This window comes from Salmonella sp. 741265055_HSA (assembly GCF_046569525.1).
Lineage (GTDB): Bacteria > Pseudomonadota > Gammaproteobacteria > Enterobacterales > Enterobacteriaceae > Salmonella > Salmonella enterica.
In genome coordinates this window covers 191358-217338 of the sequence record NZ_JBKFSQ010000001.1, presented here as the reverse complement: position 1 = coordinate 217338, position 25981 = coordinate 191358, and the positions used below count along the sequence as shown (strand labels likewise).

Below are 25981 nucleotides of genomic sequence, written 5' to 3'. Positions count from 1 at the left end.
CTAATGACATAAAAGTGACCTGACAGCATGGCCGAAACCGCATTAGCGTTCCGGCCATACCGTCGACACGATTTAACTCGTCTGGGTTACGGAGTGGCGTAACTTCTCTGCCGCTGTCGCTTCCGCCGCATCCTCAGGCAAACTCAGGTCGCGATCTCTGACCTCCGGCATCAACAGCGCAGAAATCAGACCAATACACGAGTAGAGCACCAGCATAATTAAGATGGGCAGCCAGGAATCGGTCATGTTACAAAAGATCCCTGCGAGGACGGGGCCAAAGCCAACCGCCACCAGCCCCCCTGCTTCTTTTGAAATCGCCATCCGGGTGAAGCGATTACGCGATCCGAAAATTTCCGCCATGGTGATGTTTTCCAGCGCAAATAATCCCAGCACGGCAAAGTTATGAATAACAATGAGCGCCGCCATAATTACGCCAGGGCTATACGTTTTATCTACCACAATAGACAGCATCGGCCAGGCGAGAATAATCGCGGAGATATTCAATATTATATACGGCAGCCGACGACCGTATTTATCGGACAACCACCCCAAGAGTGGGATAGTGATAAAACCAATTACGGAACTTATCATTAACGCATCGGTTGGGATAGATTTGTTAAATAATAACGTCTGAACTAAATATCCGGCAAGGAAGGTTTGAATAAGCCCCGAATTCCCAGCTTGTCCAAAACGTAAACCGGTGGCCAGCCAGAAAGATTTGCTGGTAAACATCGCGCCCAATGTATTTTCTGACGCAGGCGTTAACGCTGGCGATTTTTCGCCTTCGCTTACTTTTTCGAATACCGGGCTTTCTTTCAGATTCATTCGCAGCCAGATCGCAAATATCATGACAACGACGCTCGCCAGGAAAGGAATACGCCATCCCCAGGCGACCAGTTGTTCGCGGTCAAGCGCAAAGAACATCACCGCCCAGATCGCCGTTGCGCTTAATGTACCGCAGTTGGTGCCCATCGCGACCAGCGAGGAAATGATGCCACGCTTTCCTTTCGGCGCATACTCGGCCAGCATAGTACCTGCCCCGGAAATTTCCGCCCCGGCACCCAGCCCCTGTATAATGCGCAATGTCACCAGTAATACTGGCGCAAAAATGCCGATTTGCGCATACGTCGGCAGTACGCCAATCAGCGTGGTACAGATCCCCATCATGGTGATGGTAATAAACAATACTTTTTTTCTTCCGACCCGGTCGCCCATTTTGCCAAAAACAAAGGCGCCGATAATTCTGGCTATATAACCTGCACCATAGGTGCCCATTGCCAGAATAAGCGCCATCGCGGCAGACTGTTCCGGGAAAAATATTTCATGGAAGACCAGAGCCGCGCCTAGCGAATATAACTGAAAATCCATAAATTCAAGCGCGGTGCCTAACCAGCCAGATACGGCAGCGCGCACTAAATCCTGAGTCGATCGTTCATGCTTTATTTGTGTCATATAGGCAATCTCTAAGAGGTAAGATGCGTACTACTTACTCGCAATTATTTATATTATTTCGCAAACGTGAGTAAGACTTTGCAGCATTGACGCTGGTCTTTCTCGAAAAGCTCAATCGCATCAGTAACATGTTGATAATCAAATGTATGCGTTATCAGCTTATCCGGATCAATAAGCCCTTTATTCAGCCAGTCAATCACGACCGGGAATTTATTGGCATTAAGACGCGATGAATAAATAGCCAGCTCTTTTCCGGTAATACCCTGCTGTACAATCTCACACGGGTCGCTGGAAAATCCCATCAGGACAATGCGTGCCGCAGGCGATGCAAGGGTAATCGCCTCTTGCAGGATAGCGGGATGACAGGCGGCATCGACAATCAAGGTCGGTTTTAGCGCCTTCTGCTGTAGAAATTCCGCCAGTGAATGTTGACCATTATTGAGGGTCCAGTCAGCGCCGCTCTGCTTCGCCATCGCTAAACGCTCTTCAATGCGATCAACGACGATGACCGTTTTAACCTGATAAACCCCCTTCAGCGCCTGTACGGTCGTCAATCCCATCGGGCCTGCGCCATAGATAAGCGCCACGTCCTGCTCGGTCGGATTCACCTGCCCCGTCACATTTGCCGCAATGGTAAACGGCTCAACCATGACGGCATGATGATCTGCGATGTTGTCCGGTATGCGATGAGCATTACGGGCCGGCGCCACCGCATACTCGCTGAAACCGCCGTCACGATGCACGCCCAGCACCACCAGCGAGGTACACACATTGGGTTTACCGACTGAACAAGGGTAACAATGCCCGCAACTGATCACCGGATCGACGGATACGCGTTCTCCTATCCGGTCACGATTGACGTTGTCGCCTACCGCGTCGATGACACCGAAAAATTCATGGCCTATGACACGGGGATATTTTGCAAAGGGATTATGTCCCCGATAAATATGACTGTCGGAACCGCAGATACCCGCCAGTTTCACTTTAATACGAACTTCACCCGGCGCAGGCTGCGGAAGCGCGCGCGTTTCGATAGTTAATGTATTCGGTTTTTCGATTACGATGCTTTTCATTCTTCGCTCCTTACCAGTTCCACAGTGTGCCGTCTTCCAGGCGGGCCACCGGCAAATAGGCTGGATCGTACGGATATTTCGCCGCCAGTTTTTCATCGAACTCAATGCCCAGTCCTGGCTTGTCGCCCGGATGCATATAGCCGCCCTCGAACGTCCAGTTATGCGGGAAAACCTCCAGCATCTGTTCGGAGTAGCCCATATACTCCTGCACGCCAAAGTTAGGCACCCACAGGTCGAAATGTAATGCCGCGGCCATACAAACCGGCGACAGATCGGACGGCCCATGCGAACCGGTACGCACCTGGTAGAGCGAGGCAAAATCGGCAATGCGGCGCATCCCGGTAATACCACCGGCATGGGTAATCGTGGTGCGGATATAGTCAATCAATTGCTCTTCAATGAGCTGTTTGCAATCCCAGATACTGTTAAAGACTTCGCCTACCGCAATCGGCGTGACCGTATGCTGGCGGATGAGGCGGAAGCACGCCTGATTTTCAGCCGGCGTCGGATCTTCCATCCAGAACAAACGATAGTCTTCAATACATTTGCCAAAGCGGGCAGCCTCAATAGGTGTCAGCCGGTGATGCATATCGTGCAGAAGATGTTCATTAAAACCAAACGTATTACGCACGGCGTCAAACAGCTTTGGCGTAAAATCGAGATACTTTTCCGTTGACCACAATTGTTCTTCCGGCCACTGGCCTTTTGTCGCGGGCTCATAGGCCAGCCCCTTGCCTTTCGCCATGCCGTAGGTGGTTTTCATCCCCGGAACGCCGCACTGCACGCGGATTGCTTTGAACCCTTGCTCTTTATGACGCGCGTAGTCTTCCAGCACATCGTCGATGGTGTGGCCTGTGGTATGGCAATACACCATGACGCCTTCACGAGAAGCGCCGCCGAGTAACTGATACAACGGCATATTGGCGGCTTTGGCTTTAATATCCCATAGCGCCATATCAACCGCGGAAATGGCGGACATGGTGACAGGGCCACGGCGCCAGTACGCGCCTTTGTAGAAGAACTGCCAGATATCTTCGATGCGGCGAGCATCCCGCCCGATGAGCTGTGGGCACAGGTGATCGGTAAGGTACGAGGCCACCGGGAGCTCGCGTCCGTTCAGGGTGGCATCCCCCAGACCGGTGATCCCGTCTTCCGTGGTTATCTTTAAGGTGACGAAGTTACGCCCTGGACACGTAACAAAAACTTCAGCCCCTACAATCTTCATGTTTATTCCTTACATCGCATTATGGGATGCAGGAAATTTACCCAACTGAGCTACTACCATACAAGTATATTAATGTAAAAAGCGCTGCCAGATCACAAAATGTTCTGGTCGCGCGGCAATGTTACGTACGTCCCCATCCGACGACGATAATCAGCATTCCACACAGCGCGATCAGCGCGCCGCACCAGTCATAAACCGTGAGCCGGACGCCATCGACAACACGTAACCACAGGAGCGCAGTACAGACATATACCCCACCGTAAGCCGCATAAACCCGCCCACTCGCCGCCGGATGCAAGGTCAAAAGCCAGACGAATAACGCAAGTGACGCGGCGGCGGGCAGAAGCCACCACACGCTGGCGCCGCGCTTAAGCCATAGCCAGGGAAGAAAACATCCAATGATTTCACAGAGGGCGGTGACAAAGAAAAGCAGAGTCGTCTTTAGCATGAGATTCATTTGGTTACGAAATGATAAGTGATAATACAACAGAATATCGTTACGGTTATCCGGCCATTCTTGTGTATATGCCAGGCATAAGGATTGGTGTAGAATTTACAGGTGGTTTACCGCTTTTTCCCCTCTAATGAAAGGATGTTGTGATGAACAATACGCTGAGCAAACGCCTGTGCCTGACGGCAATGCTTACGTTGGCGGCCGTTGTATATACTACTTCCGCATTCGCTGAAACCAGTAAACTGGTGATTGAATCGGGAGATAGCGCACAAAGTCGTCAGGAAGCGGCGATGGAAAAAGAACAATGGAACGACACTCGCAGTCTGCGTCAGAAAGTGAATACCCGCGCAGAAAAAGAGTGGGACAAAGCCGATGCCGCCTTTGATAACCGCGATAAATGCGAGCAAAGCGCCAACATCAACGCCTATTGGGAACCCAATACGCTGCGGTGTCTGGATCGTCGTACAGGTCGCGTTATTACGCCCTGATGCAGGATAACTAAAAGGAAGTGTAAGGATACAGTATGACAAGTGACTACAAGGTCAGACTGCGCCCGCTTGAGCGTGAAGATTTACGATTTGTCCACCAGCTTGATAATAATGCCAGCGTTATGCGTTACTGGTTTGAAGAGCCATATGAGGCTTTTGTCGAACTGTCGGATCTCTACGACAAACACATCCACGACCAAAGCGAACGGCGCTTTGTCGTCGAATGTGACGGTGAAAACGCCGGGCTGGTAGAACTGGTGGAAATTAACCATGTGCATCGGCGGGCGGAATTTCAGATTATTATCTCGCCGGAGTACCAGGGAAAAGGCCTGGCGTCACGCGCGGCCAAACTGGCGATGGATTACGGATTTACCGTACTCAATCTCTATAAATTGTATTTGATCGTCGATAAAGAGAATGAAAAAGCGATTCACATCTACCGTAAACTCGGGTTTAGAGTAGAAGGCGAGCTGATTCATGAGTTCTTCATTAACGGCGAATACCGTAACACCATCCGCATGTGTATCTTCCAGCAGCAGTATCTGGATGAACATAAAACGTCCGGTTCTACGCTCCTGAAACCCACCGCGCAGTAAACGCGGCGCGGTAGTCACGGAGAATCGCACCGCGCCCGGTTTAGTAGTAATCGATACGATTTTTAATGGTGTAATGGTGGGACACTGCCGGCTTAACGCTCTCATCGACGATAACAAGCCGGCAGTCAACAGGGTTCGCGTACGCATCATATTCGCAGCTCTGTGTGACGTTGCCGACCTGTCGATCATCCACCCGGCTGACTGCCGTGTAATCCAGTTTTTTACGGGGGTCCGCGGAGGGTTGTGCCGTCACAGAGAGCGTATTCTGCGAGTTTATCGTTGTCTTACCTAGCGGATAGCCTTCGCTATCATAGCGGTACTCGACTTTCATCTCTTTGCCCGTCGCCGATACCACAAAACCGTTGTCGTCCGTCTCCCAGGTCACGCCCGCCGAAGGCAACGCCGCCAGCTGACACTTCCCCTGTAACTGCACCTTTTTTTCCAGCGTCTGAGCATCCCGGTAATAATTGGCATCCAGCACGAGCGCCAGCCCCGTGTTATTCTCCAGATCGTGTAACTCAAGCGTATCAAAACAGCCTTCCTGTGAAAGCGTACCGGTGACCTGCTTCGCCACTTCACCATTCTCACTCATCAATGTCTGGCTGAAATCCTTTACCGGACCACGTAATGGATCAAAATCAAATTCGTTCGAAAAACTGGCCATTTCCGGCGTAAAAGCCTCAGGGGATTTCGGATTATCACAACCTGCCAGTATCATGCACAATAACGTCAGTAAAAGGGGTTTCTTCACGCGTGTCACCAGGATGAAAAGATATTTATCATCATATTAGCAAATACAGTTATTTACACGAAAAATGCTAAGCTTAGAACATCGTCATTAATCACAGGAGTTCATGATGAAAATCGCAACTGCAATAGCCGCTCTGGCGTTAGTTAGCGCCCCCTCGCTGGTGATGGCGGCACCGGGATCGTGCGAGAGAGTAAAAAGCGATATTGAACAACGTATCATCAATAACGGCGTGCCGGCGGATAATTTTACGCTCACTATCGTTCCTAACGACCAGGCCGATCAGCCGGACTCACAGGTGGTGGGCCATTGCGCGAACGACACGCATAAAATTCTTTATACCCGCACCAGCAGCGGCAATGCGCCAGCCAATACCTCTCCCGCTCAGGACGGTTCATCCGCCGAACCGCAATAACTTCCTCCTGCCCTCCGGGTCCGGAGGGTAACGCTCTTTGACATGGATTAATAATACTTACTCCCAAAGGGGTAAACTCATTACATCATTAGCATGTTAATAATTTCGTTATAGTTATCAATATATAGCGAAACAATAACGACAATGGAGTGAGTGATGCCCGGAGAAAAGCAACAAACAGGCGTTAGCCGCAGGACGTTAGTGAAATCAGCGGCGCTTGGCACACTGGCGCTGGCTGCCGGAGGCGTATCTTTACCGTTTGGGATGCGTACCGCGGCCGCGGCGGTGCAGCAGGCCATGCGCAACGAAGAAGATAAAATCGTCTGGGGCGCCTGTTCGGTCAACTGCGGCAGTCGCTGCGCCCTGCGTCTGCATGTAAAAGATAATGAAGTCTGGTGGGTTGAAACTGATAACACTGGCGACGATGTCTACGGCAATCATCAGGTTCGCGCCTGTCTGCGGGGCCGTTCAATCCGTCGGCGCATTAACCATCCGGATCGCCTTAACTATCCCATGAAACGCGTTGGCCGCCGCGGCGAAGGCAAATTTGAACGCATTAGCTGGCAGGAAGCTCTGGACACCATTAGCGCCAGCCTGAAAAAGACCGTAGAGACCTACGGCAATGAAGCCGTCTATATCCACTATTCATCCGGCATCGTAGGCGGCAACATAACCCGCTCGTCGCCTGCCGCCTCGCCGGTGAAGCGCTTGATGAACTGCTACGGCGGTTCGTTGAATCAATACGGCTCATACAGTACCGCGCAAATTTCTTGCGCCATGCCCTACACCTATGGCTCCAACGACGGCAACAGCACGTCTGATATCGAAAACAGTAAACTGGTGGTCATGTTCGGCAATAATCCGGCTGAAACACGCATGAGCGGCGGCGGCATTACCTGGTTTCTGGAGCAAGCGCGTGAACGCTCAAATGCGCGCATGATCGTGATAGATCCGCGCTATACCGATACCGCTGCCGGACGTGAAGACGAGTGGATACCGATTCGCCCCGGCACCGATGCCGCGCTGGTGGCGGGAATTGCCTGGGTATTGATTAACGAAAATCTCGTTGACCAGCCTTTTCTCGACAACTATTGCATCGGCTACGATGAAAAGACCCTTCCGGCTGACGCGCCCCCCAATGGCCATTATAAGGCTTATATTTTGGGCCAGGGCGAGGACGGTATCGCCAAAACGCCGCAGTGGGCATCGCATATTACCGGCATCCCCGCCGATCGGATTATCAAACTGGCGCGCGAGATAGGTAGCGTCAAGCCGGCCTACATCTGTCAGGGTTGGGGCCCGCAGCGTCAGGCGAACGGCGAACAAACCGCTCGCGCCATCGCCATGTTACCGATTCTGACCGGCAACGTCGGCATTCATGGCGGTAATAGCGGCGCACGCGAATCCACTTACACCATTACCATTGAACGTCTGCCGGTCCTGGAGAATCCCGTTAAAACCGCCATCTCCTGCTTTAGCTGGACGGACGCCATTGCGCGCGGCCCGGAAATGACCGCCCTGCGCGACGGCGTACGCGGCAAAGATAAGCTGGATGTCCCGATCAAATTTCTATGGAACTACGCTGGCAACACCCTGATTAATCAGCATTCGGATATTAATAAAACCCATGAAATTCTTCAGGATGAAACGAAATGCGAAATGATTGTGGTCATCGACAATTTTATGACCTCTTCCGCGAAGTACGCCGATATTTTACTGCCGGATCTCATGACCGTCGAACAGGAAGATATCATCCCCAATGATTACGCCGGCAATATGGGATATCTGATTTTTATTCAACCGGCGACGACGCCTAAGTTCGAACGCAAGCCCATCTACTGGGTACTCAGCGAAATCGCCAGACGCCTCGGCGACGATGTGTATCAGCGGTTTACCGAAGGCCGTACCCAGGCGCAATGGCTGCAATATCTGTACGCCAAAATGCAGGCAAGAGATCCGGCATTGCCCGCGTATGACGAGCTAAAAAAAATGGGCATCTATAAACGCAAAGATCCCAACGGCCATTTTGTCGCCTATAAAAAATTTCGTGAAGATCCGCAGGCCAATCCGTTAAAAACACCGTCCGGTAAAATCGAAATCTACTCAAGCAAACTCGCCCACATCGCCAGTACCTGGGAGCTGGCGGAAGGCGACGTGATAAGCCCACTGCCGATTTATACCCCTACTTTTGAAGGATGGGACGATCCGAAACGGAGCACCTTCCCGCTACAGCTGTTTGGCTTTCACTATAAATCCCGTACCCATTCAAGCTACGGCAATATTGATGTTCTGCAGGCCGCCTGTCGCCAGGAGGTGTGGATAAATCCGCTCGATGCGCAAAAACGCGGTATCGCGAATGGCGATAAGGTTCGCGTCTTTAACGATCGTGGAGAGGTGCGTCTACCCGCCAAAGTCACGCCGCGTATTCTGCCGGGCGTCAGCGCGATGGGTCAGGGCGCATGGCATAATGCGGATATGGCTGGCGATAAAATTGATCACGGCGCCTGCATCAATACGCTCACGACGCTGCGTCCTTCCCCCCTGGCAAAAGGGAATCCTCAACATACAAATCTGGTGGAAATCGAAAAAATCTAAGCCGCCTGCTCCGGGACGTTTTTACGCGCCCGGAGCTCCCCGTTTTGCGAACACAACAACATTTAAAACTCTTTTTTTTTGGATGAGCATAGTGAGCTGTTATGAAAATCACCAACCCTGAGGCATTAATGGCGGCCAGTATCAGCCGACGAAGCCTGGTGAAAACCTCCGCTATCGGTAGCCTTGCGCTTGCCAGTAGCGCTTTCACCCTTCCGTTCTCCCGCATCGCCCACGCCGCAGCAGACCTCGCATCTGGCAATGTGGCAGAAAAAGCGGTCTGGAGTTCATGTACCGTTAACTGCGGCAGCCGCTGCCTGCTGCGCCTGCACGTAAAAGATGACACCGTATATTGGGTTGAATCAGATACCACGGGCAATGATGAATATGGCAACCATCAGGTACGCGCCTGCCTGCGTGGTCGCTCTATTCGTCGCCGGATGAATCATCCCGATCGCCTGAAATATCCGATGAAACGCGTTGGTAAACGTGGAGAAGGCAAATTCGAACGTATCAGTTGGGATGAAGCGTTGGATACCATCGGCGATAACCTGAAACGTATCCTCAAGGACTACGGCAACGAAGCGGTACATGTGCTTTACGGTACCGGCGTGGACGGCGGCAATATTACCAATTCTAACGTACCGTATCGCCTGATGAACGCCTGCGGCGGCTATCTCAGCCGTTACGGTAGCTACAGCACCGCCCAAATCAGCGCGGCCATGAGCTATATGTTCGGCGGCAACGACGGCAACAGTCCGGATGATATCGCCAATACAAAACTGGTGGTGATGTTTGGCAATAACCCTGCGGAAACACGTATGAGCGGCGGCGGCGTGACATACTATGTCGAACAGGCGCGCGAACGCTCCAACGCCCGGATGATCGTCATTGACCCGCGTTATAACGACACTGCCGCCGGCCGCGAAGACGAGTGGCTGCCGATTCGCCCAGGTACCGATGGCGCGCTGGCGGCGGCAATCGGCTGGGTGCTGATTACCGAAGATCTTATTGATAAACCGTTTTTGGATAAATACTGCATCGGCTACGACGAAACCACTCTGCCCGCCTCGGCCCCGCGTAACGCGCACTATAAAGCCTATATTTTGGGTCAGGGCGACGACGGTATCGCCAAAACGCCGCAATGGGCCGCGCAGATTACCAGTATTCCGGCGGAAAAAATCATTCAACTGGCGCGGGAAATCGGCTCGGCGAAACCGGCTTACATTTGCCAGGGCTGGGGACCGCAACGCCACTCTAACGGGGAGCAGACCGCACGCGCAATCGCCATGTTGTCTGTACTCACCGGTAACGTCGGCATAAATGGCGGTAATTCCGGCGTGCGCGAAGGCACCTGGGATCTGGGCGTCGAATGGTTTTCTATGCTTGAGAACCCGGTAAAAACCCAGATTTCGGTCTTTACCTGGACCGACGCTATCGATCATGGCGCGGAAATGACCGCCACACGCGACGGCGTGCGGGGAAAAGACAAGCTCGACGTGCCGATCAAATTTTTGTGGTGCTACGCCAGTAATACGCTGATCAATCAGCATGGCGATATCGCCCACACCCACGAGGTGCTTCAGGACGACAGTAAATGTGAAATGATCGTCGGCATCGAGCACTTTATGACCGCGTCGGCAAAATATTGCGACATTCTGCTGCCTGATTTAATGCCGACCGAGCAGGAAGATCTGATTTCCCACGAATCCGCAGGCAATATGGGCTATGTCATTCTTGGTCAGCCCGCCACCTCGCCGAAATTTGAAAGAAAGCCCATTTACTGGACGCTCAGTGAAGTGGCTAAACGGCTTGGTCCGGACGTATACCAGACCTTCACAGAAGGCCGCACGCAGCATGAGTGGGTCAAATACCTGCACGCAAAAACCAAAGCGCGTAACCCGGAAATGCCGGATTACGAAGAGATGAAACAGACAGGGATTTTCAAGAAAAAATGCCCGGAGGAGCACTACGTCGCTTTCCGCTCATTCCGCGAAGACCCTGCCGCCAACCCACTGAAAACGCCGTCCGGTAAAATCGAAATCTATTCCGAGCGTCTGGCAACCCTCGCCAACACGTGGGAGCTGAAGAAAGATGAGATTATCCATCCTTTACCCGCCTATACGCCAGGCTTTGACGGTTGGGACGATCCGCTTCGTCAGCGCTACCCGCTACAGCTAACCGGCTTCCACTATAAAGCGCGTACCCACTCCAGCTACGGCAATATCGACGTCCTGCAACAGGCGTGTCCGCAGGAGATCTGGATCAACCCGATTGATGCGCAAGCGCGCGGCATTCAGCATGGCGACACCGTGCGGGTCTTTAACCAGAATGGAGAGATGCTCATTCTGGCAAAAGTCACGCCGCGCATATTGCCTGGCGTCACCGCTATCGGCCAGGGCGCCTGGTTAAATGCCGACATGTTTGGCGACAAAGTCGATCGCGGCGGCTCCATTAACATTCTGACGTCGCACCGGCCTTCCCCACTGGCGAAAGGTAATCCGTCACACAGTAATCTTGTTCAGGTTGAAAAGGCGTAAGGAGTAACCGATGACAACCCAGTATGGATTTTTTATTGATTCCAGCCGTTGCACCGGTTGCAAAACCTGCGAACTGGCCTGCAAGGACTACAAAGATTTGACCCCGGATGTCAGCTTCCGCCGCATTTATGAGTATGCGGGCGGCGACTGGCAGGAAGATAACGGCGTCTGGCACCAGAACGTCTTTGCCTATTATCTCTCCATTTCATGCAACCACTGCGAAGACCCGGCCTGTACCAAAGTCTGCCCGAGCGGCGCGATGCACAAGCGCGATGACGGTTTTGTGGTGGTGAACGAAGAGGTCTGTATCGGCTGCCGCTACTGCCACATGGCCTGCCCGTACGGCGCGCCGCAGTACAACGCGGCCAAAGGTCATATGACCAAGTGCGACGGCTGTTATGACCGGGTGGCGGAAGGCAAGAAACCGATTTGCGTGGAATCCTGCCCGCTGCGGGCGCTGGATTTTGGCCCGATAGACGAACTGCGTAAAAAACACGGTGAGCTGGCTGCCGTCGCGCCGTTGCCGCGCGCGCATTTCACGAAGCCGAATATTGTGATTAAACCCAACGCCAACAGCCGCCCGACCGGGGACACTACCGGTTATCTGGCCAATCCGAAGGAGGTATAAGATGGGAAGTGGATGGCATGAATGGCCGTTGATGATCTTCACGGTCTTTGGTCAGTGCGTGGTCGGCGCGTTAATCGTTAGCGGACTGGGCTGGCTGACGGCAAAAGACGATACCATCGCCCGTCAGCGCATCGTGCGCAGCATGTTTTTTCTGTGGCTGGTGATGGGACTGGGATTCCTCGCGTCGATTATGCATCTCGGCTCGCCGATGCGCGCGTTTAACTCGCTTAACCGCGTAGGCGCTTCCGCACTGAGTAATGAAATCGCCGCAGGATCGGTGTTCTTTGCCGTAGGCGGCATCTGGTGGCTGGTGGCGGTACTCGGTAAAATGCCCCCAGCGCTGGGTAAAGTGTGGCTGCTGGTCAGTATGGCGCTCGGCGTTGCATTCATCTGGGCAATGACGCTCGTTTATCAGATAGATACCGTGCCAACCTGGTATAATGGCTACACCACGCTGGCCTTTTTCCTCACGGCATTCCTGTGCGGCCCGGTGTTTGCGGCGCTACTGCTACGCATCGCGCGCGTCCCATTTTGCAGCGTGACGTTTGCCAGTATTAGCGGCCTGGCGTTGGTGGTGTGCGTGGCGGTCATCGTACTACAAGGACTGTCTCTCTCAACCATTCACAGTTCCGTGCAACAGGCCAGCCATCTCGCACCGGATTACGGTATGCTACAGGTCTGGCGCATTGTCTTGCTTGCTGCCGGATTAGGCTGCTGGCTATGTCCGCTAATCCGTCGCCGCGAACCGCATACCGTTGGTTTGCTGCTCGGTGTCGTGCTGGTGCTGGCAGGCGAAATTATTGGCCGCGGACTTTTTTATGGCCTGCATATGACCGTAGGTATGGCCGTCGCAGGTTAATTTATGCGTGCGGGGCGACCCGCACCTTTCGGGATTGTTTGAATGACCACTTTTTTACAACGTGATGATTTTGCAGTAACGGCGCGTGTTCTTGGCGCGTTGTTTTATTATTCGCCGGAAAGCCACGAAACCGCTCCTCTGGTCCAGGCGCTATTAACCGACGACTGGCAGGCGCAGTGGCCGCTTGATGCCAAGGCGCTTGCGCCTGTGGCGGCTATGTTTAAGACCCATAGCGAAGAGTCGTTGCCACAGGCCTGGCAGCGTCTGTTTATCGGCCCTTACGCTCTGCCGTCTCCGCCGTGGGGTTCCGTCTGGCTGGATCGTGAGAGCGTATTATTTGGCGATTCTACGCTGGCGCTACGTCAGTGGATGCGCGAAAACGGAATTCAGTTTGAAATGCAGCAAAACGAGCCAGAAGATCATTTTGGGTCGCTGTTGCTGCTGGCGGCCTGGCTTGCCGAGAATGGCCGTCATCATAAATGCGAACAACTCCTGGCCTGGCATCTGTTTCCGTGGTCGTCCCGCTTTCTGGACGTATTTATCGATCATGCCGGGCATCCGTTTTATCAGGCGTTGGGGCAACTGGCGCGTCTGACGCTGGCGCAATGGCAAGCTCAACTCATTATTCCCGTCGCTGTAAAACCGTTATTCCGTTAATCCCCACAAAAGGCAGGATTTTACCTGCCTTTTCTCCCATTGCGGCCTATTTTTATCTACAAAAAGTGACAACGTCACACCCCGTTTCTATTTTTAAGATAATTCTTTATCGTGAATGTTCACCCTAAGCCGCATAAGGGCACAGCATAATTGTTAATAGATGTTTAATAGTGTTAAACATCACGCTTCGCTGGAATCCTTCCCAACCTGTTGCTATAGCTCAAAGCACCCTGCCGGAACATGGCATAACAACACGCGACTCTTAACGTCGCCATAACACATGCAAACAGGGAGACACACCGCAATGCACACCCTCACCCTAAAACGTGTACTTGGGTTCACTATCGTCATTTTGCTGTTACTGGCGCTGTTTATCTGGGGAATCGGTCTGGAGACGCTGAAAGCGCGTCAGGTCGATCTGCTGTATCTCGGACAACGGCATTTGATGCTGGTCTTTACGTCCATGTTTTTTGCTTTACTGGTCGGTATCCCGAGTGGGATTTTACTCAGCCGTCCTGCGGCAAAAGGATTTGCTGAATATGTCATGCAAATCTTTAATGTTGGTAATACCTTGCCGCCGCTGGCCGTTCTGGCCTTAGCGATGGTGATTATCGGGATCGGCGATACGCCCGCCATTGTCGCGCTATTTCTGGCCTCCCTTCTGCCTATCGTCCGCAATACCTATGCGGGCCTCTGTTCCGTTCCCGCCTCACTGATTGAAGCGGCGAACGGGATTGGGATGACAAAATGGCAGCGGCTTCGTCAGGTAGATCTACCTAATGCGTGGCCAGTGATGCTGTCCGGTATTCGCATCGCGACCGCCATCAATGTCGGCACCGCGCCGCTGGCCTTTCTGATCGGCGCCAGCAGCTACGGCGAGCTGATTTTTCCGGGGATTTATCTCAACGATTTTCCGACGTTGATCCTCGGCGCAACGGCCACGGCGTTATTCGCGCTGATTCTTGACACTCTGCTTGCCTGGTTTGGGCGACGCCTTAGCCCTCATACCGTCTGAACGCATAAATAACAATAAGGAGCGTTAAATGAGATTCAAAAAACACCTGTTGGGATGGCTTGCCGCAACGCTGTTGTTCAGTAGCCAAACGCAGGCCGCGCCGCTGGTTCTCGCCACCAAAAGCTTTACCGAGCAGCATATTCTTTCCGCTATGACCGTTCAGTATTTGCAGAAGAAAGGCTTTCAGGTTCAGCCGCAAACCAATATCGCCGCGGTGATTTCACGTAATGCGATGGTGAATAAACAAATTGATATTACCTGGGAATATACCGGTACATCGCTGATTATTTTCAACCGTATCGACAAGCGCATGAGTCCACAGGAAACCTACGACACGGTAAAACGCCTGGATGCGAAGCTGGGCCTGGTATGGCTCAAACCGGCTGACATGAACAATACTTACGCGTTCGCGATGCAGCGCAAACGCGCCGAGTCGGAAAATATCACCACCATCTCGCAAATGGTGGCAAAAATCGAACAAGTCCGGCAGAACGATCCTGACCACAACTGGATGCTCGGCCTCGATCTGGAATTTGCCGGGCGCAGCGACGGGATGAAGCCCCTTCAGCAAGCCTATCAGATGCAGCTTGATCGCCCGCAAATACGACAGATGGACCCAGGGCTGGTCTATAACGCCGTTCGGGATGGGCTGGTTGACGCCGGGCTGGTCTATACCACCGACGGACGGGTGAAAGGGTTTGATCTGAAAGTGCTGGAAGACGATAAAGGCTTCTTCCCAAGTTACGCTGTCACGCCAGTGGTGCGTAAAGAGGTGCTGGAAGCCAATCCTGGCCTTGATGACGCCTTAAACACCCTTTCCGGCCTGCTCAATAACGATGTGATATCGACCCTAAACGCCCAGGTCGATATCGAGCATCGCACGCCGCAACAGGTAGCCCATCAATTTTTGCAGGACAAAGGTCTGCTGTAAGGAGCGCCTATGGATACGATACATTATATGCTGGATAACGCAGGCTATCTCGCCAGCCTTACCTTTCAGCATCTCTGGCTGGTCGCGCTGGCCGTCGGTCTGGCGATTATCATCGGCGTACCGTTAGGCGTTTTGATTGTACGCCACAAATGGCTGGCAACGCCGGTATTGGGCGCCGCCACGCTACTTCTTACCATTCCGTCTATCGCGCTGTTTGGGTTAATGATCCCGCTCTTTTCGCTGATCGGACATGGTATTGGCGTTCTGCCCGCCGTGACGGCTGTTTTTCTCTACTCTTTACTGCCGATTGTCCGTAATACCCATACTGCGCTTGATAGTTTGCCGCCCGGTCTGCGTGAAGCGGGACGCGGCATCGGTATGACTTTCTGGCAACGGCTGCGTTGGGTCGAAATCCCAATGGCCTTGCCGGTTATTTTCGGGGGTATCCGCACCGCGGTAGTGATGAATATCGGCGTAATGGCGATTGCCGCGGTGATCGGCGCTGGCGGTCTGGGGCTGCTACTGTTAAACGGCATTAGCGGCAGCGATATTCGCATGTTAATTGCCGGCGCGCTGATGATCTGTCTACTGGCGATTGTGCTTGACTGGCTGTTGCATCGTCTGCAAGTCGTACTGACACCTAAGGGGATACGATAATGATAAAACTGGAAAATCTCACCAAACAATTTGTACAGAAAAAGGGTCAGCCGCTAAAAGCCGTCGACAACGTCAACCTGAACGTGCCGGAAGGCGAAATGTGCGTCTTACTCGGTCCCTCCGGCTGCGGCAAAACCACCACGTTAAAGATGATCAACCGGCTGATCGCGCCCAGCAGCGGTAATATTCTTATCAACGGCGAGAATACCAACGATATGGATACGGTAACGCTACGCCGCAATATTGGGTATGTTATCCAACAAATCGGCCTGTTTCCTAATATGACGATTGAAGAAAATATTACCGTTGTGCCGCGCATGTTGGGTTGGGACAAAGCGCGCTGCAAGCAACGCGCCGAAGAGTTGATGGACATGGTGGCGCTGGATGCCAGAAAATTTCTGCATCGCTATCCAAAAGAGATGTCCGGGGGACAGCAACAGCGTATTGGCGTGATCCGCGCTCTGGCCGCCGATCCGCCGGTACTGCTGATGGATGAGCCCTTCGGCGCGGTGGACCCTATTAACCGCGAAGTGATCCAGAACCAGTTTCTGGATATGCAGCGTAAGCTAAAAAAGACCGTGATGCTGGTCAGCCATGATATCGACGAAGCGCTAAAGCTCGGCGACCGTATCGCCGTGTTCCGTCAGGGGCGAATTGTACAGTGCGCCAGTCCTGATGAACTGCTGGCCAAACCGGCTAACGAGTTTGTCGGGTCGTTTGTCGGTCAGGACAGAACGTTAAAGCGTTTGCTACTGGTCTCCGCAGGCGATGTTACCGACCAACAGCCAACCATTACCGCGCGGCCTTCCACGCCGTTAAGCGAGGCGTTCGGCATTATGGATGATCACGATATTCGCGCCATTACCGTCATTGACAACGACGGTAAGCCACTGGGATTTGTGAAGCGACGGGAAGCGCGGAACGCCAGTGGAACCTGCGCCGATATCACCCATCCTTTCCGTATTACGGGCAAAGCGGAAGATAACCTGCGTATTGTGCTGTCCAGATTGTACGAAAGTAATACCAGCTGGATGCCGATCGTTGATGAAGACGGACGCTATAACGGTGAAATCTCTCAGGATTACATCGCCGACTATCTCAGCTCAGGCCGCACGCGTCGGGCGCTAAATATTCACGAAAGCAGCTAACGCTGCCGCCGGATGGCCTCTCGCTATCCGGCAATATCATTATTGTATGCAATATTATATCGCACATAGTGCTTTTGCGTCTGACGCCATTTCCCCGCAGAATAAGCTATCCTGAAACTCCCTGTTTACCCGCTTATGCATCATTTACACGCTTACCCGGATCTGCGCGCGATGTTTCGTCGCCTGCTGATCGCTACGCTCATCGGTATTCTCGCGGCGCTGGCTGTCGCCGCCTTCCGTCATGCGATGCAATTGCTGGAGTGGATTTTTCTGAGTAATGACACCGGCAGTCTGGTGAATGCGGCTGAGGGGCTTTCGCCCTGGCGACGGCTGATTACGCCAGTGCTTGGCGGCCTGGCCGCTGGTCTGTTGCTGTGGGGGTGGCAAAAAATGAACCAACAGCGCCCCCATGCGCCCACTGACTATATGGAAGCATTGCAAACCGACGGGCAATTTGACGTTGGCGCCAGTCTGGTGAAATCGCTGGCCTCGCTGCTGGTCGTGGTCAGCGGCAGCGCAATTGGTCGCGAAGGCGCAATGATCCTCCTCGCCGCGCTGGCGGCATCCAGCTTTGCCCGACGCTTCACGCCGCGTGAGGAATGGAAATTATGGATCGCCAGCGGCGCCGCTGCGGGCATGGCGGGCGCTTACCATGCGCCGCTGGCGGGCAGCCTGTTTATCGCGGAAATCCTGTTCGGTACCTTAATGCTGGCTTCCCTCGGCCCGGTTGTCGTTTCCGCCGTCGTCGCCCTGCTAACCACCCATGTATTAAACGGTAGCGATTCACTACTCTATACCGTGCATCTGACCGTTGATCTCCACGCGCGGGAGTACGTCATGATAGTCAGTACCGGCCTGGTCGCCGGTCTGTGCGGCCCGTTGCTGATGTGGCTGATGACGGCCAGCCATAAAAGTTTCTTACGCTTAAAACTGTCCCCGCCCTGGCAACTGGCGTTGGGGGGGCTTATTGTCGGATTACTGTCGTTACTCACGCCCACGGTATGGGGAAACGGCTATAGCGTCGTACAATCATTTTTGCTCTCCCCACCGCTATTCTCGCTGATTGGCGGAATTTTTGTGTGCAAAATCCTGGCGGTGCTCGCCAGCAGCGGGTCTGGCGCGCCGGGCGGCGTCTTTACGCCAACATTATTTATCGGATTATCAATTGGAATGTTGCTGGGTCGGATATGGGGATTCTGGCTGCCAGGCTCGGATGAAATAGCGATTTTATTGGGGCTGGCGGGTATGGCGACGCTACTGGCGGCGACAACCCATGCGCCGATAATGTCCACCCTGATGATTTGTGAAATGACCGGCGAGTATCAGTTACTCCCCGGTCTGCTGATTGCCTGTGTAGTCGCGTCAGTGCTCTCGCGAACGTTACGCCATGATTCTATCTACCGCCAGCACGCTGCCGAGCATTGACAAACGAATATACTGCCCCAGCTCGCGCTGCTCGGCACGCGGCAGGTACGGTAGCTCGCCAATCAGCGGCGCTGGCAGTTTTTTCCCAAGCACATCAATGATTTCAGCATAATGCGCCAGGCCAGGATTGATACGATTCGCTACCCAGCCAATTAATGGCAGTCCATCGTTAGCGACAGCTTGCGCAGTCAGTAGCGCATGATTAATGCACCCCTCCTGAATCCCTACCACCATCAATACCGGTAATTGTTCCTGTACCACCCATTCGGACAATGGACGTAAATCATTCATCAAACTACGCCAGCCGCCAGTGCCCTCCACGACAACGTGGTCCACTTTATCGCTCAGGCTTGCCAGACCGTTGGACAGCAAGGTGTAATTTATAGGACAGCTATGCGCGACGCTGCTTTCTTCTTCGCTTAACGCGATCGGATTAATCGCCTCATACGGCAATTCCAGCGAAGAGACGCTTTGCAATACCAGAGCGTCTTTGTTGCGCATCCCTTCTGGAGTCTCTTTGCTCCCTTTAGCGACAGGTTTATACCCTACAACGCTCTTACCACCCGACGCTAACGCTTGTAGTAATGCGCGGGAAACCACCGTCTTCCCAACAGAAGTGTCTGTACCTGTAATAAAGAAACGCTTCAGCATCACTAACTCCACCGTTATGCTTCGAAAATATAAACCAGGAAAATAATACAGTGGAGAAAGTCTAAGATATGGCAAGGGCAATCAGCTTGAGTTAGCGCAAATTTTTGTACAACAGTTAAAAAATGTTAACCCTGTAATAGACGAATCAACAAAGAGCCGTTATACATCGCGTCTTTTACCAACGCCGCCCCGGCCATCGTGCCCTGGTTGGTAAACTGCGTGCTTTCCACTACCGTGTTCCTACTGTAGGCGGGCAGCGCCTGTTGACGGATACTGTCAGCAATGGCCGGAAAAAGGATATCAGCCGCTTTACTTAGCGGCGAACCAATAAGAATTTTTTGCGGATTAAATAAATTCACCATGATAGCCAGAATGCGTCCGACATGCGCGCCAACGCCGCTAATAATATCTTTTGCTAATAGATCTCCCTGTATCGCCGCCTGACACAGTGAATCTACCGTTAACGGCTGGCCGTGCAACATTGAACTCATCGACTGATTAAGCCGAAGCTGCGTAAGTTCCAGCACGCTATCGACGCTGGCTATGGTCTCCAGACAGCCATGATTACCGCAATAACAGCGCTTACCATAAGGATCGACCTGGGTATGCCCAATCTCCACCAGACTGCTACTGCCCGCATGAAGCAAATGACCGTCGGTGATAACGCCCGCCCCCACAGTATGATCAATCACCACCTGGATAACGTCGCGCGCGCCGCGTGAGGCACCAAAAAGCGCCTCTGCCATCGTCCATGCGCTAATATCATGCTGAATGTAAACCGGTACGCCGGTGTGCCGCTCCAGCGCATCTCCCAAAGGCATCTCTTTGACATCTTCGTAATACGGCATCCGATGCACAACGCCGTTTTCGGTATCGATAATGCCCGGTAACGTAATGGCAATGGAGGTCAAACGCTCCAGTTTCTGCTGATGGCGGGTAAAAAACCGATCAACGTGCGTAATAATTCGCTCAAGCAACGGCGTGGCTTCGGTTAACGGCAGCGCCAGACACTCTTCTACCACCAGTTTGCTGCTAAGATCGCGCAGCGCAAGGAAAATTTCGCCACGGCTAATACGTATAGACAAATAGTGCCAGGCTTCCGTTTCCACCATTAGCCCGACGGCGGGACGTCCACGACTGCCCGCCTCTTTAATTTCAAGTTCCTGAACCAAATGCGCTTCCAGCATTTCGCGAACAATTTTCGTAATACTGGCAGGCGCCAACTGCGCCAGACGAGACAGGTCAATTCGCGATACCGGTCCGAGCTGATCAATCAGGCGATACACTGCGCCAGCATTGGTCTGCTTAATTTGATCGATATGCCCAGGCTGACTATCAGCAACCACCGCTCACTCCCTTTATTTTCGCGCTCCGAAATAATCTGTGTGCTATGGTGAAACACTTCAATACTCGCCGTCAACTTTTTGCTTAGCCGTGTGATTAACTGCACATTTTCACCCTTTTTAAGCGTAATTAATCCCGTCGGGCAGCCAGTAATAGCAGTTGGCAAAACCGCTGCACGGCATGACTCTGTTCATGATGCTTCGGCCATACCAGCCACATTTCAGATACGGCGTCCTCTTCTGCCAGGGGAACCCAGCGCATCTCGCTCATCTGTACACGCTTAAAGGATGCCGGCAGAATCGAGACACCCAGTCCCGCCGCCACCAGACCGATAATGGTCATTGCCTCGCCAACCTCCTGCGTGATGGTCGGCGACAGGTTATAGCGCCGCATCAGGCCGAGAATATCGTCGTAGAGGCCCGTCCCGACATGCGGATCGAAAAAGACGAAAGGTTCTTCCGCCAGTTCTGTCAGACTGACGACCGGCTTTTGCGCCAGCCGATGTTCGCGCGGGATCATGGCCATAAGCGGCTCATGCAAAATCACCTCGCGATTAAGTGTGTCGGGCAGCGGCGTATTCCGCAGCAAGCCAATATCCAGTACGCCTTCGTTGAGCGGCGCGATTTGCTCACGCGTATTCATTTCACGCGTTTGCATATGCACCCCCGGATAGGACTGGCGGAACAGCGAAAAGGTATGCGATACCGCCCGAATAAAAGGCGCTGAAGACGTAAAGCCAATACGGATTTCACCCGCTTCGCCCTGGTGCAACCGCTCGGCGCGAGCGGCGGCGTCGTTTACCAGACTCAGGATGTGTCGGCTATCCACCAGAAACTGTCGCCCGGCGGCGGTTAACGCTACGCTGCGGTTGGTCCGCGCCAGTAATCGCGCGCCGACCTGCTGCTCCAGAATTTGTATCTGCTGACTGAGCGGCGGCTGCGAGATATTGAGGCGCGCGGCGGCGCGACCAAAATGCAATTCTTCTGCTACCGCCACAAAGTAACGTAAATGACGTAATTCGATATTCATATTTTTAACGTCTTATTTGAGACAATTAATATATTAGACAGAATATTTTGCTTTTTCTATGCTTTACATGTCGGTTATACCCGTCTCCTGTTGACGGAGATGTAAAGCAAGGATTTCACGTGAGTCGTACAACTATTCTCGATGACGCCACGGCGAGCGATATCGATGAACAACGCCATTCTCAGCCGGTTCAATTTATTAAACGCGGTACAGCATCTTTTATGCGCGTCACGCTGGCCCTTTTTTCCGCGGGCCTGGCGACTTTCGCGCTCCTTTATTGCGTTCAGCCTATACTACCGGTACTTTCCCAGGAGTTTGGCGTCTCCCCCGCCAGCAGCAGCGTTTCACTTTCTATTTCTACCGCCATGCTGGCTATTGGCTTACTTTTTACCGGCCCGCTTTCTGATGCGATAGGCCGTAAACCGGTGATGGTCACCGCCTTGTTATTAGCCTCCTGCTGCACATTGTTATCAACCATGATGACCAGCTGGCATGGTATTCTGATTATGCGCGCGCTGATCGGTCTGTCGTTAAGCGGCGTCGCCGCGGTGGGAATGACCTACCTGAGCGAAGAAATCCATCCCAGCTTTGTCGCTTTCTCTATGGGGCTCTATATTAGCGGTAATTCCATCGGCGGGATGAGCGGGCGTTTATTAAGCGGCGTCATGACCGACTTTTTTAACTGGCGCATCGCGCTGGCGGCCATCGGATGCTTTGCGCTAGCGTCAGCGCTGATGTTCTGGAAGATTTTACCCGCCTCGCAACATTTCCGTCCCACGTCGCTACGGCCTAAAACGCTGTTTATTAATTTCCGTCTCCACTGGCGCGATCGGGGGTTACCTCTGCTGTTTGCGGAAGGCTTTTTACTGATGGGCGCGTTCGTCACCCTGTTTAACTACATTGGTTATCGCCTGATGCTCTCCCCCTGGGAATTAAGCCAGGCCGTGGTCGGACTGTTATCCGTAGCCTATCTCACCGGCACATGGAGTTCGCCGAAAGCTGGCGCAATGACCTCACGCTATGGCCGGGGGCCGGTGATGCTGTTCTCTACCGCAGTAATGCTGTGCGGGCTTTTACTGACGCTTTTTACCTCGCTTTGGCTGATTTTTGCCGGGATGCTGCTTTTTTCCGCCGGCTTTTTCGCCGCGCACTCCGTGGCCAGTAGTTGGATTGGCCCGCGTGCGCGCCGGGCGAAGGGACAGGCCTCGTCACTTTATCTTTTCAGCTATTATCTGGGGTCCAGTATCGCCGGGACGCTAGGCGGCGTATTCTGGCATAGTTATGGCTGGAACGGCGTAGGTGGTTTTATCGCGCTAATGCTGGTGCTGGCCATCCTGGTCGGGACGCGGTTACATCATCGTCTTCACGCCTGAAAAGAAATAATCCGGCGATAGCAACGTGCGCTATCGCCGGGCTGGTTTCACGCCACGACTCACTGTTCACCATAGACCTGTCAGGCTTGATACGCCCATAACTTCTCTGATTGCATCCAGCGCCAGAAGCGTAAATACCCCCCAGATTATCGGATTCATATACGGTGTGCCTGTTATTCTGGAGGGCGGATATTACCGACTCTGCGACCAAAAATAACGGCCGGTAACGTAAAGCTACCTATTATGGTGGGGGCTGACATCGCGTTACCGGGGGATTGTACATAGCGTTACATGCCGAAACCAATCACTCACGGAAGCCTTTTGATAACAGCGATATAGTCATTTCACCGGCCCCGCAGTGGGGTTGAATGAAAACCAAATCGAGGGTATCAAAATGAAAAAAGTATTAGCTCTGGTTGTTGCCGCTGCAATGGGTCTCTCTTCCGCAGCATTCGCGGCTGAGACTGCAACGCCTGCGAAAACCGCAGCGCCTGCCAAAACAACCCAGAACACCCAGCACCACAAAAAACAGCATAAAAAAACCGTTGAGCAAAAAGCGCAGGCGGCTAAAAAACACCAGAAAAAAGATGGCAAAAAAGCCCCAGCCAAATCTGTGTCAAAAACAACTTCGCAGCCGGCTGCGTAAGTCGTAACATGCTGCGGCGCGCCCCCGCGCCCGTTTTTACGGCGCTAAATTGTTCTGGTTTAGCGCCGCCTTCCGGGAGGGCAAAAAAGTGTCTCGCTACCGCTTTGAGCTCATTCTTATCGTGCTTATTTTATGCGCCGTTATTGCCACGCATTTCTATCTTTCCTGAGTGTAGTTATCTGATTTTACTCCCACTTTCTTACCGCCACGTCTATAGTAATACTGAGGGTTTGCTGTTAATAATCATAATTACCCACCAGAGTGTGATATGCATAAAACCATTGCTGTATTACTGGGCATAGTTTGTTTTTTACCGGTTATGGCGAAAGCCAGGGGGGCTGAAACAGACGCTACGGATGCCAGCGACGTCAAAACGCTTTTTTTTAACCATGACGATCGGGTGCCCGTCGCCGATCCTACCCAATCGCCGTGGGATGCCATCGGGCAACTAGAGACCGCCAGCGGTAATTTGTGTACGGCAACGCTTATCTCCCCGCATATCGCCCTGACAGCAGGTCACTGCCTGCTAACGCCACCGAAAGGAAAACCGGACAAAGCGGTTGCGCTGCGTTTTGTGGCGCGAAAAGGAGTATGGCGCTATGAAATCCACGGCATTGAAGGCCGCGTTGAACCGTCGCTGGGCCGACGCCTGAAAGCGGATGGCGATGGCTGGATTGTGCCACCTGCCGCGGCAAGCTGGGATTTTGGTCTGGTAATATTGCGCTACCCACCTTCCGGTATCACGCCAGTGCCTTTATTTACCGGCGATAAAGCGGCGCTCACTGCGGCGTTGAAAGCCGCAGACCGAAAAGTCACGCAGTCCGGTTATCCGGAAGATCATCTGAATGCGCTCTATTCCCATCAGGATTGCGTCGTGACCGGCTGGGCGCAGAATGCCGTACTCTCACACCAGTGCGACACGTTACCAGGCGACAGCGGCTCGCCGCTCTTATTGCACACGGATAGCGGATGGCAGCTTATTGGCGTACAAAGCTCCGCTCCTGCGGCTAAAGATCGCTGGCGCGCCGATAACCGCGCTATATCCGTCACCGGCTTTCGCGATAAGCTGAAAGCCCTGGCGCAGGACTAATACGCGAATCGCTGCCTGAGCGGCAGCGATCGTCTCAGGCAAATTTGATCATGACCATTCCGGCGAGCAGCAATATCACGCCAACCCAGCCTTTGGGGTTTAAGCGCTGGCCGAAGAGCACCCAGCCCGCCGCCAGCGTGGCGGCAATACCAAAACCGCCCCATAGCGCATACGCCACCGACAGGTCTATCCCTTTTACCGCCTGGGAAAGCGCGCTGAAGGCGGCCAGAACAGCGGCAAGCGATAAAATGCCATAACATTTACGGCGAAAACCGTCCGAAAACTTCAACAGTACGTTAGCCGCGATTTCCAGCATTATTGCCAGCCCAAGCCAGGCGCCGTGTATCCATTCAAATTGTTGCACGAGTCGCCCCCTTCACCGGTTTGCCGGGTTTACGCGTCCCTGATTTGATCAATACGATGCCGGCGACCAGCGTCAGCAAGCCGGCAATCTTCATGGTTGATAATGCTTCATCAAATAGCAGCACGCTAAAAATGGTAATAAATAAAATGCCGATCCCTTCCCATAAGGCATACGCCACACCCAGGGCAATCTTTTTTACCGCAAAAGAAAGAAATATATATGACAGCGTGATCATCACCAGCATTAAAATAAAACCCGCATTGCCATTACCCACGCTAGCCCATTTCATTGAGAGCGTGCCGGTAATTTCAGTCGCGATAGCCAGAGCTAATAAGATCCAGTAAAACATGACACTTCTCCTGCATGAGAATATACTCTTTCGAGTCTGCTGCACGCAGCAAACTAAAAAATAAAATCAGTTAGCACAGCGCGTTGCGCCAGCTCAGGCAGAAGTGAGAGACTAAAGCGCGTTACGCCAGTGCTGCTCGCCGATAAGCAGGAAAAAGGAGGTAGAGTGAAGATGCGTTTGCGTGGAGAAAAAAGCACTGAACATATTGTCCATAATATTACAATTATCCGCA

27 protein-coding genes are annotated in these 25981 nt (G+C 53.0%); 16 read left to right on the top strand and 11 right to left on the bottom strand.

Features of this window, described 5'->3' with window-relative positions; translation table 11 throughout:
* Window positions 1-72: 72 nt before the first annotated feature.
* From ACLD4K_RS01085 to ACLD4K_RS01070, 4 genes are all read right to left on the bottom strand, one after another.
* Entirely contained in the window at window positions 73-1452 is a 1380-nt protein-coding gene (locus ACLD4K_RS01085) for an MFS transporter (RefSeq protein WP_183059147.1), read from the bottom strand.
* 53 nt (window positions 1453-1505) lie between these two features.
* Complete coding sequence (locus ACLD4K_RS01080; protein WP_000836494.1) at window positions 1506-2525, bottom strand: Zn-dependent oxidoreductase; 1020 nt, start codon at window positions 2523-2525, stop codon at window positions 1506-1508.
* A 10-nt stretch (window positions 2526-2535) separates the two neighbouring features.
* Window positions 2536-3750 carry a starvation-sensing protein RspA gene (gene rspA, locus ACLD4K_RS01075; protein WP_115396055.1) on the bottom strand — a complete coding sequence of 405 codons (1215 nt, stop codon included), beginning with the start codon at window positions 3748-3750 and terminating at the stop codon, window positions 2536-2538.
* 121 nt (window positions 3751-3871) lie between these two features.
* Entirely contained in the window at window positions 3872-4198 is a 327-nt protein-coding gene (locus tag ACLD4K_RS01070) for a YnfA family protein (protein ID WP_000921389.1), read from the bottom strand.
* 152 nt (window positions 4199-4350) lie between these two features.
* Here ACLD4K_RS01070 and ACLD4K_RS01065 point away from each other — a divergent pair, with 152 nt between their 5' ends.
* Together ACLD4K_RS01065 and speG are read left to right on the top strand one after the other, a co-directional pair.
* On the top strand, window positions 4351-4692 hold the full coding sequence (locus ACLD4K_RS01065) for a DUF1283 family protein (RefSeq protein WP_001066440.1): 342 nt from the start codon (window positions 4351-4353) through the stop codon (window positions 4690-4692).
* A gap of 35 nt (window positions 4693-4727) precedes the next feature.
* Window positions 4728-5288: a spermidine N1-acetyltransferase gene (gene speG, locus ACLD4K_RS01060; protein ID WP_000199997.1), complete on the top strand. Its 561-nt coding sequence runs from the start codon at window positions 4728-4730 to the stop codon at window positions 5286-5288.
* Between the two features lie 40 nt (window positions 5289-5328).
* Here speG and ACLD4K_RS01055 read toward each other — a convergent pair whose 3' ends face one another.
* The gene (locus tag ACLD4K_RS01055) at window positions 5329-6039 is read right to left on the bottom strand and encodes a YnfC family lipoprotein (protein WP_411011242.1); all 711 of its coding nucleotides are present in this window, start codon (window positions 6037-6039) and stop codon (window positions 5329-5331) included.
* A 103-nt stretch (window positions 6040-6142) separates the two neighbouring features.
* Between ACLD4K_RS01055 and ACLD4K_RS01050 the strand changes: the two genes are divergently transcribed.
* From ACLD4K_RS01050 to clcB, 11 genes are all read left to right on the top strand, one after another.
* Window positions 6143-6451 (top strand): DUF1161 domain-containing protein, encoded by a 309-nt coding sequence (locus tag ACLD4K_RS01050; protein WP_000975516.1) that lies wholly within the window; start codon window positions 6143-6145, stop codon window positions 6449-6451.
* A 156-nt stretch (window positions 6452-6607) separates the two neighbouring features.
* Window positions 6608-9046: a selenate/tellurate reductase subunit YnfE gene (gene ynfE, locus ACLD4K_RS01045; protein ID WP_411011241.1), complete on the top strand. Its 2439-nt coding sequence runs from the start codon at window positions 6608-6610 to the stop codon at window positions 9044-9046.
* Window positions 9047-9147: 101 nt separating this feature from the next.
* The gene (ynfF, locus tag ACLD4K_RS01040) at window positions 9148-11583 is read left to right on the top strand and encodes a selenate/tellurate reductase subunit YnfF (RefSeq protein WP_411011240.1); all 2436 of its coding nucleotides are present in this window, start codon (window positions 9148-9150) and stop codon (window positions 11581-11583) included.
* A 10-nt stretch (window positions 11584-11593) separates the two neighbouring features.
* Window positions 11594-12211, top strand: coding sequence for a dimethylsulfoxide reductase iron-sulfur subunit DmsB (gene dmsB, locus ACLD4K_RS01035; protein WP_000213069.1), 618 nt, complete (start codon window positions 11594-11596; stop codon window positions 12209-12211).
* Window position 12212: 1 nt separating this feature from the next.
* Window positions 12213-13070, top strand: coding sequence for a dimethyl sulfoxide reductase anchor subunit family protein (locus ACLD4K_RS01030; RefSeq protein ID WP_000534698.1), 858 nt, complete (start codon window positions 12213-12215; stop codon window positions 13068-13070).
* 42 nt (window positions 13071-13112) lie between these two features.
* The gene (dmsD, locus tag ACLD4K_RS01025; protein ID WP_411011239.1) at window positions 13113-13727 is read left to right on the top strand and encodes a Tat proofreading chaperone DmsD; all 615 of its coding nucleotides are present in this window, start codon (window positions 13113-13115) and stop codon (window positions 13725-13727) included.
* Between the two features lie 304 nt (window positions 13728-14031).
* Entirely contained in the window at window positions 14032-14742 is a 711-nt protein-coding gene (osmY, locus tag ACLD4K_RS01020; protein WP_411011238.1) for an osmoprotectant ABC transporter permease OsmY, read from the top strand.
* Window positions 14743-14770: 28 nt separating this feature from the next.
* Complete coding sequence (gene osmX, locus ACLD4K_RS01015) at window positions 14771-15673, top strand: osmoprotectant ABC transporter substrate-binding protein OsmX (RefSeq protein WP_001211193.1); 903 nt, start codon at window positions 14771-14773, stop codon at window positions 15671-15673.
* Window positions 15674-15682: 9 nt separating this feature from the next.
* Window positions 15683-16330, top strand: a complete 648-nt coding sequence (osmW, locus tag ACLD4K_RS01010; RefSeq protein ID WP_000379677.1) for an osmoprotectant ABC transporter permease OsmW — start codon at window positions 15683-15685, stop codon at window positions 16328-16330.
* Window positions 16330-17478, top strand: a complete 1149-nt coding sequence (gene osmV / locus ACLD4K_RS01005; RefSeq protein WP_000593095.1) for an osmoprotectant ABC transporter ATP-binding protein OsmV — start codon at window positions 16330-16332, stop codon at window positions 17476-17478. The genes osmW and osmV overlap by 1 nt, the downstream gene beginning before the upstream one ends.
* Before the next feature lie 135 nt (window positions 17479-17613).
* Window positions 17614-18903 carry a voltage-gated ClC-type chloride channel ClcB gene (gene clcB / locus ACLD4K_RS01000; RefSeq protein WP_411011237.1) on the top strand — a complete coding sequence of 430 codons (1290 nt, stop codon included), beginning with the start codon at window positions 17614-17616 and terminating at the stop codon, window positions 18901-18903.
* On the opposite strand, the gene bioD is transcribed toward clcB, so the two are convergent.
* From bioD to ACLD4K_RS00985, 3 genes are all read right to left on the bottom strand, one after another.
* Entirely contained in the window at window positions 18859-19554 is a 696-nt protein-coding gene (gene bioD / locus ACLD4K_RS00995) for a dethiobiotin synthase (protein ID WP_076726530.1), read from the bottom strand. The two genes, clcB and bioD, sit on opposite strands and share 45 nt — an antisense overlap.
* 125 nt (window positions 19555-19679) lie before the next feature.
* The gene (gene mlc, locus ACLD4K_RS00990) at window positions 19680-20900 is read right to left on the bottom strand and encodes a sugar metabolism global transcriptional regulator Mlc (RefSeq protein ID WP_411011236.1); all 1221 of its coding nucleotides are present in this window, start codon (window positions 20898-20900) and stop codon (window positions 19680-19682) included.
* A 127-nt stretch (window positions 20901-21027) separates the two neighbouring features.
* Entirely contained in the window at window positions 21028-21927 is a 900-nt protein-coding gene (locus tag ACLD4K_RS00985) for a LysR family transcriptional regulator (protein ID WP_001019577.1), read from the bottom strand.
* Window positions 21928-22046: 119 nt separating this feature from the next.
* On the opposite strand from ACLD4K_RS00985, the gene ACLD4K_RS00980 reads away from it, so the two are divergent.
* Window positions 22047-23300: an MFS transporter gene (locus ACLD4K_RS00980; protein WP_411011235.1), complete on the top strand. Its 1254-nt coding sequence runs from the start codon at window positions 22047-22049 to the stop codon at window positions 23298-23300.
* Between the two features lie 66 nt (window positions 23301-23366).
* Here ACLD4K_RS00980 and ACLD4K_RS00975 read toward each other — a convergent pair whose 3' ends face one another.
* Window positions 23367-23459: a KPN_01571 family protein gene (locus ACLD4K_RS00975; RefSeq protein WP_023218294.1), complete on the bottom strand. Its 93-nt coding sequence runs from the start codon at window positions 23457-23459 to the stop codon at window positions 23367-23369.
* A gap of 235 nt (window positions 23460-23694) precedes the next feature.
* Here ACLD4K_RS00975 and asr point away from each other — a divergent pair, with 235 nt between their 5' ends.
* Together asr and ACLD4K_RS00965 are read left to right on the top strand one after the other, a co-directional pair.
* Window positions 23695-23946, top strand: a complete 252-nt coding sequence (gene asr, locus ACLD4K_RS00970) for an acid resistance repetitive basic protein Asr (RefSeq protein WP_058116173.1) — start codon at window positions 23695-23697, stop codon at window positions 23944-23946.
* 268 nt (window positions 23947-24214) lie between these two features.
* The gene (locus tag ACLD4K_RS00965) at window positions 24215-25036 is read left to right on the top strand and encodes a trypsin-like serine peptidase (protein ID WP_000549649.1); all 822 of its coding nucleotides are present in this window, start codon (window positions 24215-24217) and stop codon (window positions 25034-25036) included.
* Between the two features lie 34 nt (window positions 25037-25070).
* Here ACLD4K_RS00965 and mdtI read toward each other — a convergent pair whose 3' ends face one another.
* Window positions 25071-25400 carry a multidrug/spermidine efflux SMR transporter subunit MdtI gene (gene mdtI / locus ACLD4K_RS00960; protein ID WP_001183821.1) on the bottom strand — a complete coding sequence of 110 codons (330 nt, stop codon included), beginning with the start codon at window positions 25398-25400 and terminating at the stop codon, window positions 25071-25073.
* Entirely contained in the window at window positions 25387-25749 is a 363-nt protein-coding gene (gene mdtJ / locus ACLD4K_RS00955; RefSeq protein ID WP_094964514.1) for a multidrug/spermidine efflux SMR transporter subunit MdtJ, read from the bottom strand. Before mdtJ ends, mdtI begins: the two co-directional genes overlap by 14 nt.
* Between the last annotated feature and the right edge of the window lie 232 nt (window positions 25750-25981).